The 12,476-nt window shown below is 43.2% G+C and carries 12 protein-coding genes; 6 read left to right on the plus strand and 6 right to left on the minus strand.

Annotated features, from left to right (window positions below):
• The first annotated feature begins 8 nt into the window (after positions 1 to 8).
• Positions 9 to 674 carry a YccT family protein gene (locus tag K08M4_RS05345; protein WP_232460221.1) on the plus strand — a complete coding sequence of 222 codons (666 nt, stop codon included), beginning with the start codon at positions 9 to 11 and terminating at the stop codon, positions 672 to 674.
• Between the two features lie 81 nt (positions 675 to 755).
• Here K08M4_RS05345 and K08M4_RS05350 read toward each other — a convergent pair whose 3' ends face one another.
• A complete protein-coding gene (locus tag K08M4_RS05350; RefSeq protein ID WP_086049105.1) occupies positions 756 to 1,484 on the minus strand; it encodes a pseudouridine synthase in 729 nt (242 codons plus the stop codon).
• Positions 1,485 to 1,823: 339 nt separating this feature from the next.
• On the opposite strand from K08M4_RS05350, the gene K08M4_RS05355 reads away from it, so the two are divergent.
• On the plus strand, positions 1,824 to 4,049 hold the full coding sequence (locus tag K08M4_RS05355) for an NADP-dependent isocitrate dehydrogenase (RefSeq protein WP_086049106.1): 2,226 nt from the start codon (positions 1,824 to 1,826) through the stop codon (positions 4,047 to 4,049).
• A 354-nt stretch (positions 4,050 to 4,403) separates the two neighbouring features.
• On the opposite strand, the gene cspD is transcribed toward K08M4_RS05355, so the two are convergent.
• The gene (gene cspD, locus K08M4_RS05360; protein ID WP_009846336.1) at positions 4,404 to 4,625 is read right to left on the minus strand and encodes a cold shock domain-containing protein CspD; all 222 of its coding nucleotides are present in this window, start codon (positions 4,623 to 4,625) and stop codon (positions 4,404 to 4,406) included.
• Positions 4,626 to 5,214: 589 nt separating this feature from the next.
• Between cspD and clpS the strand changes: the two genes are divergently transcribed.
• Both clpS and clpA read left to right on the plus strand, forming a co-directional pair.
• On the plus strand, positions 5,215 to 5,535 hold the full coding sequence (gene clpS / locus K08M4_RS05365) for an ATP-dependent Clp protease adapter ClpS (RefSeq protein WP_086050387.1): 321 nt from the start codon (positions 5,215 to 5,217) through the stop codon (positions 5,533 to 5,535).
• Between the two features lie 39 nt (positions 5,536 to 5,574).
• Positions 5,575 to 7,848, plus strand: coding sequence for an ATP-dependent Clp protease ATP-binding subunit ClpA (gene clpA / locus K08M4_RS05370; RefSeq protein ID WP_086049107.1), 2,274 nt, complete (start codon positions 5,575 to 5,577; stop codon positions 7,846 to 7,848).
• A gap of 304 nt (positions 7,849 to 8,152) precedes the next feature.
• Here clpA and infA read toward each other — a convergent pair whose 3' ends face one another.
• From infA to aat, 3 genes are all read right to left on the minus strand, one after another.
• On the minus strand, positions 8,153 to 8,371 hold the full coding sequence (infA, locus tag K08M4_RS05375; RefSeq protein WP_001040192.1) for a translation initiation factor IF-1: 219 nt from the start codon (positions 8,369 to 8,371) through the stop codon (positions 8,153 to 8,155).
• A gap of 81 nt (positions 8,372 to 8,452) precedes the next feature.
• On the minus strand, positions 8,453 to 9,151 hold the full coding sequence (locus K08M4_RS05380) for an arginyltransferase (RefSeq protein ID WP_029223914.1): 699 nt from the start codon (positions 9,149 to 9,151) through the stop codon (positions 8,453 to 8,455).
• Complete coding sequence (gene aat, locus K08M4_RS05385) at positions 9,151 to 9,861, minus strand: leucyl/phenylalanyl-tRNA--protein transferase (protein WP_086049108.1); 711 nt, start codon at positions 9,859 to 9,861, stop codon at positions 9,151 to 9,153. The genes K08M4_RS05380 and aat overlap by 1 nt, the downstream gene beginning before the upstream one ends.
• Positions 9,862 to 9,914: 53 nt before the next feature.
• Here aat and K08M4_RS05390 point away from each other — a divergent pair, with 53 nt between their 5' ends.
• Together K08M4_RS05390 and aroA are read left to right on the plus strand one after the other, a co-directional pair.
• Positions 9,915 to 10,370: an outer membrane lipoprotein gene (locus K08M4_RS05390; RefSeq protein WP_086049109.1), complete on the plus strand. Its 456-nt coding sequence runs from the start codon at positions 9,915 to 9,917 to the stop codon at positions 10,368 to 10,370.
• A 162-nt stretch (positions 10,371 to 10,532) separates the two neighbouring features.
• Complete coding sequence (gene aroA / locus K08M4_RS05395) at positions 10,533 to 11,813, plus strand: 3-phosphoshikimate 1-carboxyvinyltransferase (RefSeq protein WP_086049110.1); 1,281 nt, start codon at positions 10,533 to 10,535, stop codon at positions 11,811 to 11,813.
• A gap of 78 nt (positions 11,814 to 11,891) precedes the next feature.
• On the opposite strand, the gene K08M4_RS05400 is transcribed toward aroA, so the two are convergent.
• Positions 11,892 to 12,137, minus strand: coding sequence for a YciN family protein (locus K08M4_RS05400; RefSeq protein WP_009846345.1), 246 nt, complete (start codon positions 12,135 to 12,137; stop codon positions 11,892 to 11,894).
• Between the last annotated feature and the right edge of the window lie 339 nt (positions 12,138 to 12,476).

The following is a 12,476-nucleotide window of genomic DNA, read 5'->3' on the forward strand; positions in this document are numbered from 1 at the left end:
AGAGAGACATGATGAAGAAAGTATTGTTAGCTTTGGGCTTACTTACAAGCGTTATTGGCAGTGTAAGTGCCGCTACTCTAACGCCTCAGAAAGGCGTATCAATTCTGTACATTAATGGTCAAGCTGCTCAAAACAAAATCAGTGAAAACCAGATTAATGAGGGTTTTAACCAGGTTTTAGTTCGTTTTGATAAAAAATTTGGTAACAGCGGTGTTTACTCTTCGGCACCTTATGTATTGAATTTTGATGTTACTGGTGAAGAGGTTGAAATTAAGTCTCCAAAAGTACGTAGCTATATGGAAGCGGAGAAGGTCTTTGAAGCTGTGAATCCATCATGGGTCGTTTTGCAGGATGATGTCGCCATTAAATATCAACAGGATGTCATTGAACGTAAGCCCGGTTTTGCACCGTTTGGCGGTCTAGAGTCTCGACTGGCTGAGCATAATGCAAGTAAGGCAGTCTATTTTAAAGATGGCGTGTTACTTGATAAACCAGCGGAAGCAGTGGTATTAGCTTCTGTGGTAGACAATACGACAGCACAGACAAGTGGCAAAGCTCAGAAACCGGTGAAACTGGCTGACGCACAGAATGTTGAGCAATTGCAGGCTTGGTATATCAAAGCATCTAAGCAAGAACGCAAAGAATTCCGTAAATGGATGATAGACCAAGAGTAATCAATCTTCATCTACAAAAAAAGCGAGACTAATAAGAGTCTCGCTTTTGCTATATTGGTACTTTTTCTGTATCAGTAACAGCTAAATCTCTTTCCATTCACCTGGCTGAAGCTGACCCACGTTCATATTGCCCATTGAGTAGCGGATTAGACGCAGGGTAGGAAAGCCTATGTTTGCCGTCATTCGTCTTACCTGACGGTTACGTCCTTCGATGATGGTAATCGCTAACCATGTTGTTGGTATCGCCGCTCTGAAGCGTACAGGAGGAGTTCTTTCCCAAACCTGAGGTTCTTGCATCACTTCTACTTCTGCAGGCAATGTCATACCATCTTTTAGTTCAACACCTTTTCTCAATTTATCTAAATCTTTCTCAGAAGGTGCCCCTTCGACCTGTACCCAGTAAGTCTTGGGCGACTTTGAGTTTGGCTGAGTCAATTTCGCTTGAAAGACGCCATCATTGGTCAAGACCAATAAACCTTCACTATCGCGGTCTAAGCGACCAGCAGCATAAACATCTTTTACGGGAATAAAATCCGCTAGCGTTTTTCTACCTTCGCCATCAGTGAACTGGCTGAGAGTATCGAAAGGCTTATTGAACAGAATTACTTTGCGATCTTCGGGTGCTACCTTAGGCTTTGCGTTGGTAGGTTTGCCTTTATATCGGTGTTTGCTGGAGTGCGGTTTTTTGTGTGAACTGCCAGTGTCATTTTTGCCACTGTGTTGATTCTGTCTATTACCGCTTTGTTTTAATGTGGTACCAGAACGAGCCGGTTTGTCTGAACGAGATGCGCTGCGTGAGCGAGTAGACATGTTAACTACCTTGCAAAAATGTAAACGAAGTGTGCCGAAAAGTTTTCATGGAAACGGAATTGAGCTATCATTTGCGCGCCTAAAAGACACAAAATAGAACAAGTTGATGGACTCTTAAGCCTGATTTGTTTAATTATACCTTCGTGTTTTATTATAACTGGCTCTTTTATTAAAACAATGCACTCACGGATTTGGCTCATGCTGTCATCAAGATTGCATGAAAAATAAGATAGAGTACGACTATCGAGTAAGCAGTTTTCACTCTCAGAGTGGCTTACTGGTCAATTTATAACACTCTCACTGCTTTAAGTGAGCTTGTAAGAACTATAGGGAAATTTCATGCCTACTGAAAAACCAACGATCATCTATACCATTACTGACGAAGCTCCGGCGCTAGCAACTTACTCTCTGCTGCCTATCATTCAATCTTTTACGGCTTCTTCTGGTATTAACGTTGATACTCGCGACATTTCACTTGCAGGGCGCATTATTGCCAACTTCCCTGACTACCTGAACGAAGAGCAACGTATTGGTGATGCATTAGCAGAACTTGGTGAATTGGCTAAAACACCAGAAGCGAACATTATCAAGCTTCCAAACATCTCTGCATCTGTACCTCAACTTCAAGCAACAATCAAAGAACTTCAGTCAAAAGGTTACGCACTTCCTAATTACCCAGAAGAAGCAAACACTGACGAAGAGAAAGCCGTTAAAGCGACTTACGATAAAATCAAAGGCAGTGCAGTAAACCCCGTACTACGTGAAGGTAACTCGGATCGCCGAGCTCCACTTTCTGTTAAGAACTACGCGAAGAAAAATCCACACTCAATGGGTGCATGGTCTGCAGATTCTAAGTCGCACGTTTCAAGCATGGACGACAAAGACTTCTTCGGTAGCGAAAAATCAGTAACGATTGAAGGTGCTACAGAAGTGAGCATTGAATTCGTTGGCAAAGATGGCGCGAAGAAAACACTGAAGCCTGCTTTTGCACTGCAAGATAAAGAGATCATTGATGCGTCAGTGATGAACAAGGCCGCTTTGGTTGCGTTCTTCGAGAAAGAGATTGCATCGGCTAAAGAGCAAGGTGTACTGCTTTCTCTTCACATGAAAGCGACGATGATGAAAGTATCGGACCCAGTAATCTTTGGTCATGCGGTTAAGGTTTACTACAAAGACGTGTTTACTAAACACGGTCAGCTGTTCGAAGAACTCGGTGTTGATGTTAACAACGGCATTGGCGATGTATACGCAAAAATTGCTGCACTTCCTCAGGATCAAAAAGTAGCAATCGAAGCTGACATACAAGCGGTATACGAGACTCAACCACCATTAGCGATGGTTGATTCGGATCGCGGCATTACTAACTTACACGTTCCAAGCGACATCATTGTTGATGCATCTATGCCTGCAATGCTGCGTTCTTCTGGTCAAATGTGGGATCCAGAAGGTAAGCAAAAAGACACAAAAGCTATGATCCCTGATCGCAGCTACGCGAGCATCTACCAAGCGGTTATTGATTTCTGTAAAGAGAACGGTGCTTTCGATCCAACAACGATGGGCAGTGTACCAAACGTTGGTCTAATGGCTCAAAAAGCGGAAGAGTACGGCTCTCACGATAAGACTTTCATCCTTGAAGCTGCGGGTCAGGTTCAAGTTGTAGACGCTTCAGGCTCAGTGCTTCTTGAGCAAGACGTAGAGGAAGGCGATATCTTCCGTATGTGTCAGGTTAAAGATGCACCGATTCAAGATTGGGTTAAGCTAGCGGTTACACGTGCTCGTGCTTCGGGCGTTCCAGCGGTATTTTGGCTAGATGCGTCACGAGCGCATGATGCTCAACTTATCAAGAAAGTAGAAGCGTACCTTCCTGAATACGATACTGATGGCCTTGAAATTAAGATTCTTGCGCCACTTGAAGCAACTCAATACTCATTGGTTCGTATCAAAGAAGGTCTAGATACTATTTCGGTTACAGGTAACGTATTACGTGATTACCTAACTGATTTGTTCCCGATTCTAGAGCTTGGTACGTCAGCTAAAATGCTGTCGATTGTTCCACTAATGAATGGCGGCGGTCTGTTTGAAACAGGTGCTGGCGGTTCTGCGCCTAAGCACGTGCAACAAGTAGAAAAAGAAAACCATCTGCGTTGGGACTCTCTTGGTGAGTTCTTGGCACTAGCGGCATCTCTAGAGCACCTAAGCGTAGTAACGGGGAATGCTAAGGCACAAGTTCTCGCTGATGCACTTGATAAAGCGACGGGTGAATTCCTAGACAAAAACAAATCTCCTTCACGTCGAGTAGGTGAGCTTGATAACCGTGGTAGCCACTACTACCTTGCAGCATACTGGGCGAAAGCGCTGGCTGAGCAAACGGTTGATGCTGACCTTGCTGCTGAGTTCGCAGGTGTTGCAACTCAATTGGCTGAAAGTGAAGAAGCTATTGTTGCTGAGCTGAATAACGCTCAAGGTCCAGCTGGCGACTTAGGTGGTTATTACCTACTTGATGATGCTCTGGTTTCATCACTAATGCGTCCAAGTTCAACATTGAACGCATTCATTGACGCATAATGATTAGACTTATCGTTAGCAAGTCATAGATTTGGGTTGCTAACGAGTAGCTTGCTTTGACAATTAAGTCATAGACAAAGCCGAAACGAAAGACACTTTAACGACAACGTTAAAGCGTCTTTTTTTTATTCATAATGCTTTCCTAGGCCTAGAAGTACCTTGGGGGTGTAAACATCGCTCGCGCGAATTGTACTGTGAGAAAATTGTACTGTGAGCAAGTTTTTAGCTCCCAGATCGAAAAACCGCTCATTTAATCCTGTATTACAGGTATCGAATGAGCGGTTTCAATATTTTGCTTACCTATCAGCCATTAGATCGGACTGATGGAGGTCAACAACATGATCTGGCAATCGCCTATTTAACGGCGCTGCCCTCTACAGGAACAACGGAGCTAGCATGGGAGCCTTTAGGTCCACTTTCTACTTCATAGTCGACCTGCTGACCTGCCTTTAAGGTTCGATAACCTTCCATTTGTATTGTGGAGTAGTGCGCGAAAATATCGCCGTCTTCACCTTCTGGACAAATAAAGCCAAACCCTTTGGCATTGTTAAACCATTTTACTGTACCTGTAGCCATGCTATACATCCCTCATGCATTTTGTTACTAACGTTGTTATATCAAATCAATGTAAGTTCGATTGATATTATTCCTATCAACTAAAGAATTTCAGCTAATAGCTTGAATCTCGTACATTGCTTACGGAAATTAACGCTACCCTGCGTAATTATTCCTTATTATTAATTTTTAACGCGTATTACTAGGTCTAGAATCGTGTTACGAATTTGTATCAGAAAAACCTTTTAGCTCCAATGTAGCTAATGATTGAGTACAGTCAATAGCAAATTGGTATAAAAATGATCAATTTTAATAACAAATCACATTCGAGATTGACGGCATACTATTAACTAAATAGTAACTTAACGATGATCTTATCGGCACCATCAATAGTTATGGTGTCTTTTTAATCAATCACATATGTTAATCCTGTTAATCGAGATCTTTTATTTGCAGCGATGGAAATGGTGGATTAGGCTCAGTATAGAGGAATATTTTTTGGTACTGTTTCTTGGTGCAGTTTCTTAGTACACCGTAATGCGTGAATGTGGTAAGTTTGAGTCAACTAAACATCCACGACTTCCAAAAAATAACCCTTAGCAAAGCTAATATGAGTAGAAACTTTGAATGGGCATCTCCAGGCTCAGATTTACTGGAGAAAGAGAGAACGAAAGTAAAGCCACCGGCAATGTATAACGTTGTATTACATAACGATGACTACACGCCTATGGACTTTGTAATCGAGATCCTAGAGCGATTTTTCTCACTAGATATCGAAAAAGCAACGGAAGTGATGCTCAAGGTTCATTATGACGGTAAAGCTATTTGCGGCACATACAGTGCTGAAATAGCGGAAACAAAGGTAGCGCAGGTAACGATGTACTCAAAGGAAAATGAGCATCCGCTACTATGTACAATGGAGCAAGTATAAATTGCTCGAACAACACTGTTGTTCCCTTAGGAGGTACTTATGCTAAATAAAGAATTAGAGACGAGTTTAAATGGCGCATTTTCTCGTGCGCGAGACAAGCGACATGAATTCATGACTGTCGAACACCTCCTACTAGCATTATTAGAAAATGATGCGGCCAAGGAAGCGCTCCAAGCTTGTCAGGCTGATCTCGATGCTCTTCGCAATGAGCTCGATATTTTTATCGACCAAACGACCCCACTTATCCCTGAAAGCGACGAGACTCGTGAAACCCAGCCCACGCTAAGTTTTCAACGAGTACTTCAGCGCGCTGTTTTTCATGTTCAATCTTCAGGTCGCAGTGAAGTAACAGGTGCAAATGTACTTGTGGCTATTTTTAGTGAGCAAGAGTCTCATGCGGCGTATCTTCTTAAGAAAAACGACATTAGCCGCTTAGACATAGTGAACTTCATTTCACACGGTATTACCAAAGGCAGTAATGAAGGCGATAGCGGTTCATCTCCTGATTCATTTGGTGGTGCAGAGAATGCCGAAGAAGCTAACTCAGAAGATCGTCTAGAAAATTTTGCGACCAACCTTAACGAAGTAGCGAAGCAAGGTAACATTGACCCACTAATCGGTCGTGATAAAGAGTTAGAACGTACCGTTCAAGTTCTGTGTCGTCGTCGTAAGAACAACCCTCTGTTAGTGGGAGAGGCGGGTGTGGGTAAAACTGCTATCGCTGAAGGTCTTGCATGGCGCATCGTTGAAGGCCAAGTACCTGAAATTATTCAGAGCAGCGTGATTTACTCTTTGGATATTGGTTCACTGCTTGCGGGAACAAAATATCGTGGTGACTTTGAGAAACGCTTTAAAGGGATTCTCAAGCAACTAGAGAAAGAAGAAGACGCTATCCTGTTCATTGATGAGATCCATACCATTATTGGTGCAGGTGCAGCATCGGGTGGCCAGGTGGATGCAGCAAACCTAATTAAACCGTTATTAAGCAGCGGAAAATTACGTTGCATCGGTTCAACGACATACCAAGAGTACAGCAGTATTTTTGAAAAGGAGCGTGCTTTAGCTCGTCGTTTCCAGAAAATTGATATTATCGAACCATCGCTAGACGATACAACCAAGATTTTGATTGGTTTGAAGCCAAAATACGAAGCTCACCACGAAGTGCGTTACACCAATAAAGCGTTGCGTGCTGCAGTGGAATTATCAGCTAAGTACATTAATGAACGTCACCTTCCTGATAAGGCAATTGACGTGATTGATGAAGCCGGCGCTCGTAGTCGTTTGGCGCCAGCAAGCCGTCGTAAAAAAACGGTAAGCGTGGCTGACATTGAGTCAATGGTTGCGAAAATGGCTCGTATTCCTGAAAAATCAGTATCATCTTCAGACAAAGATACGCTGCAGAAACTGGATGACCGCATGAAAATGTTGGTATTCGGACAAGACCCAGCGATCGATGTATTGAGTGAAGCCATTAAGCTAACTCGTGCAGGATTGGGTGCAGACAATAAACCTGTTGGTTCATTCCTATTCGCTGGTCCTACTGGTGTAGGTAAAACAGAGGTGACTGTACAGCTGTCTAAGTTGATGGGTATTGAACTGTTGCGCTTTGACATGTCTGAGTACGGTGAGCGTCACTCTGTGAGTCGTTTGATCGGTGCTCCTCCTGGTTATGTTGGTTATGATCAAGGTGGTCTGTTGACCGATGCTGTCATCAAGAACCCACACTCTGTTGTGCTACTTGATGAGATCGAGAAGGCTCACCCAGATATCTTCAACTTGTTATTACAGGTGATGGACAACGGCACGCTAACCGACAACAACGGTCGTAAAGCGGATTTCCGTAATGTGATCCTAGTGATGACGACCAACGCTGGTGTTGCTGAAACCGAGAAGAAATCGATCGGTTTGATCCAACAAGATCATGCGCCAGATGCGATGGGCGAAATCAAGAAGGTATTTACTCCTGAGTTCCGTAACCGTCTTGATAATATCATCTGGTTCAATAGCCTTGATCCAAGTGTGATAAGCCAAGTTGTTGATAAGTTCATTGTTGAACTTCAGGTCCAACTGGACGCTCGTGGCGTATCTTTAGAGGTTTCTGAGGATGCTCGTCATTGGTTAGCTGAAAGAGGCTATGACAAGACCATGGGCGCTCGTCCGATGGGACGAGTGATTCAAGAGAAGCTTAAAAAGCCTCTTGCTAATGAATTACTGTTTGGTAGTTTGGTTGACGGCGGTACGGTTAAAGTATCCCTGATAAAAGACGATCTAGATTTCATCTATGTTGGTGCTAAAGAAGAGGTTATGCATTAAGCCTATTTCTTAACAGCTTAAGCTGTTGCTGACTGCTTATTGAGAGCGCGGTACAGCTAATCACGATAATAAACGCATGACTTCGGTTGTGCGTTTTTTTATGCTTGCGAGATGCGAGATGCGAGATGCGAGATGCGAGATGCGAGATGCGAGATGCGAGATGCGAGATGCGAGATGCGAGATGCGAGATGCGAGATGCGAGATGCGAGATGCTAGGTTGGTGTTGTTGGAGTGGTAAAAAGTTCAGGCGATAAAAAACGGAGCCTTAAGGGCTCCGCTTCTTATCGTATTCGGTAATTAAAAATTAACGAGCACGGAAGACGATGCGGCCTTTAGAAAGGTCGTATGGAGTCATCTCAACAGTTACTTTATCACCAGTAAGAATACGGATATAGTTCTTGCGCATTTTACCAGAGATGTGTGCTGTCACTACGTGACCGTTTTCAAGCTCAACACGGAACATTGTGTTTGGTAGAGTATCAAGGACAGTGCCTTGCATCTCGATTACGTCTTCTTTAGCCATCTAATCCTCTTTCGAAATTTGGCGGTTTTCAACGGCTTGATTGTGCCGTTAAAATCAAAATATGTAAAGTTGTCGCGTATTCTACCCTCGCCACCGCTGATTTACTAGCCTTTGATGACGTTGAAATCGTACTTTATAGTTCATCGCAGGGCATTCATCGATTTGATAACCCAAATATAACCATTGTTTTTGTTCTTTCTGGGCATGTTGGATCTGGAATAGAACGCCAAGAGTTCCCATGGAAATGTCGATATCAGGGTCGAAGAAGGTATAAAACGCGCTCGTACAGTGAGACATGATGTCTGTAACGGCAATGCCGACTAACTGCCCCTCATCATAGATGTGCATGAACTTTGTAGCAAGCCATTCATTTTTAGAAAAATGCAGAAACTCTTCTTTCTTCGGTGGATACATGGTTCCCGAACGGTGGCGAGCGGTGATATAGCGGCTATACAAGTCAAACCAGTTGTCATCCATTTCATCTTTCAGCTCCCAACGCAGCGCTTTGGCCTTGTTGAGTATTCGTCGTTGGCTCTTGGAAAACTTGACCTCGGGAATTGATAGTCGAATCGCTTGGCACGATGAGCAATTATCGCAATGTGGTTTATAAATGGTTGTTCCACTGCGGCGAAATCCATTCGCAAGTAGAACTTCATAGTTATCTGCGGTGTGCATGTGTTCATCAAGCGTGACTGCCACTCTTTCTTCTAGATGGGGTAAGTAACTGCAAGCGTGATTGTCTGTTAATCCAATTCTGATTTGTTGTAAATCTGGATTCATTAAGGCATTTCCTTTAGCCATTGTTTTTTAAAACATGCATCGTTAACGGACGTTTCTTTGAGTAATCGAAGAGAACTTAGGAATTCATCCCTATCAACCTCGATAGCGCCCAAGGATTCCAAGTGTGGGTTCATGACTTGGCAATCAATGAGTTGTCCGCCGAATTGTGTAAAGTGCTCACAAAAGTACCATAGCGCAATTTTAGAGGCATTAGTCTTCAGGCTGAACATCGATTCACCGCAAAAGACTTGGCCTCTTTGTAACCCATAAAGCCCGCCAATCAGGTCGTCATCTTGCCAAACCTCAACTGAGTGGCAGAACCCTAATGAAGCGAGTTCACGGTAGGCTGCTTGCATGTCATTGTTTAACCAAGTTTCCTCTTCGGGTCTCAGTGAAGAGCAATAACCAATTACTCTGTCCGTCGCTTGGTTGATGCTGACACGGTAATTATGCTTTCTTTGAAATTTTTTAAGACTTTTTGATGGTTCGAATGTCTTAGGATTAAATACCGCTCGCGGTGCAGGGCTCCACCAAAGTATAGGCTCTCCTGGGCCATACCATGGAAATATACCTTGGCTATAAGCGTTCAGAATTCGTATGGGTGACAAATCACCACCGAACGCGAGTAGACCGTTGGGTTCATCAAGCGCGTCGAAGGGCGAAGGAAACTCTATACTAGTAGTATCAAGTTCGGTTAGGTATATAGTCATAAGTACCGCATTACAGATTAATCACTGACCAAGAGGTCTTTAGGAGTTTTACCATGAAGAAGTTGCTTTGGATTTTACTTGTTTTGCCCATGTTGGCAAATGCAGCTTACAACAGAAACCAAGCCAGACCAGTGAATGAGGTCGTTTACGGTGAGGTTGATACGGTCAGGTACATTACCCAACAGGAGATCGTAGAGTCTAAAGCGAATGGTTGGGAAACCTTGTTGGGTGCGGCAATTGGTGGTTTGGTTGGTAATCAATTTGGTGGCGGCACAGGAAAAGAAGTCGCAACGGCGGTTGGTGCTGTAGCGGGGGCGGGGATCGCTCGTAATCGCGGTAATACGCAATATCGGGTGGAATATAAACTCGTTGAATTATTGGTTAAAACCAAGGATGACAAACTGGTTAACATCATTCAAGACGTTGACAATTCGATGTTGTTCAATAGAGGTGATGATGTGCGGATTCTCTATTTTTCAGATAGCGTTCGAGTCGATCTAGCGTACTAGTATATAAATATGTTTGGTTGGCTAATTAATCGCCTTTATCGAGGGGATTAGCTCTGGAGTTCGTTGGAAAAGTTCGTTAGTCTGCAAGTACGAAGAATTATTCATCACCCGAAAATAAATACGCGCCAGTGACTTCGGGTGGTACAAGGACTATAAGAACTAATGGAAAGCCTTACGTTACAACCAATTCAGAAAGTGAGCGGGGAAGTTAACCTACCTGGCTCAAAAAGTGTTTCTAATCGTGCGCTTCTTTTGGCTGCACTTTCAACGGGAACAACTCGCCTAACAAACTTACTAGACAGTGATGACATTCGTCATATGTTGAATGCATTAACACAGTTAGGTGTTGATTATCAGTTGTCTGCAGACAAAACGGTTTGTGAAGTGACTGGTGTTGGTGGTGCATTCTCAAGTGACAAAGCCCTAGAGCTTTTCTTAGGTAACGCGGGTACAGCAATGCGTCCATTGGCTGCTGCACTTTGTTTAGGTCGCGGTGAATACGTTCTTACTGGCGAGCCTCGCATGAAAGAGCGACCAATCGGTCACTTAGTGACTGCACTGCAAGAAGCCGGCGCCGACGTTGAATACCTAGAAAACGAAAATTACCCACCATTGAAGATCACGGGTACTGGCCTTAAAAGCGGTACGGTTTCAATCGATGGTTCTATCTCTAGTCAATTCTTGACGGCATTTTTGATGGCTGCACCTTTAGCTGAAGGCGAAGTGACCATCAAAATCGAAGGTGAATTGGTTTCTAAGCCTTACATCGATATTACGCTGCATATCATGAAGCAATTTGGTGTGGATGTTATCAACAATGACTACCAAGAATTTGTGATTCCAACTGGGCAATCTTACATAGCACCCGGTGATTTCTTGGTTGAAGGTGATGCATCATCTGCGTCATATTTCCTTGCAGCCGCTGCTATCAAAGGTGGCGAGATTAAAGTGACAGGTATTGGCAAAAACAGTATCCAAGGTGATATCCAATTCGCTGATGCACTTGAGAAAATGGGTGCTGAAATCGAGTGGGGTGATGACTACGTTATCTCTCGTTGTGGTGAGCTAAAAGGCATTGATATGGACTATAACCATATTCCAGATGCGGCGATGACAATTGCGACAACGGCTTTGTTTGCTAAGGGAACAACCGCAATCCGCAATGTTTACAACTGGCGTGTGAAAGAGACGGATCGCTTAGCGGCAATGGCAACAGAGCTTCGTAAAGTCGGCGCTGAAGTCGAAGAGGGTGAAGACTACATCATTGTTAACCCTGTTACTCAACTGACACATGCGGCGATCGATACCTATGATGATCACCGTATGGCGATGTGTTTCTCGTTGGTTGCTTTGAGTGACACCCCGGTGACGATCAATGATCCAGGTTGTACATCAAAGACATTCCCTGACTACTTCGATAAGCTGAAAATGCTGAGTCTATAAAAATACTAAGTCTATAAAAATGATAAGTATATAAAGGTCCAGGAACAAAAAAGCTTGCCTAGATGGCAAGCTTTTTAATTATTGCTGAATTGTAAATTCTTTCGAAAGGTGATGCGCCAAGTACTTAAACATGTTAAATACCGCGGTTGTATTTTCTGTCGGCATTCCATTGTTGTCTAAGAAGTATTCACCTTTGAAAATGAGCACATCGTCTTTTTCTACTACGCTGTTTGCGCGCATGCCTTCAATGTAGTCATCATGTGATTGGATAATTTGGTTTGCGATAAGCAGTAAATCAAATTCTGCTATTACTTTCTTTGTCATGAGTTTATCTCTGATAACTGAATATAACGTTGAGTTTATGGTGTCGAACTAGAAATTCAATGATTTCACAACCGATTAAGAGAGTCTTTTCAAACATCCACAATTTATTTTGTGATTTATGACAAAAATAATTGAATGGGGCTCGCGTTAGATTCGCTGACAAGCTTAGTATGAGCGCGTTTAGACGTAATGCCTGATGAATAGGCTCTTGCAAGTATTCTTAGTGAGTACTTTATAGCTTCTTTATATTGTGACTCTTTTCTCTATGAGTCGTCGAATTGTCGAGCGATCAGATCCAATTTTGAAAAAAGCGGTTGATCTTCTAGTAATCTCGCACAA

Origin of the sequence: Vibrio syngnathi, assembly GCF_002119525.1 — a bacterium.
Lineage (GTDB): Bacteria > Pseudomonadota > Gammaproteobacteria > Enterobacterales > Vibrionaceae > Vibrio > Vibrio syngnathi.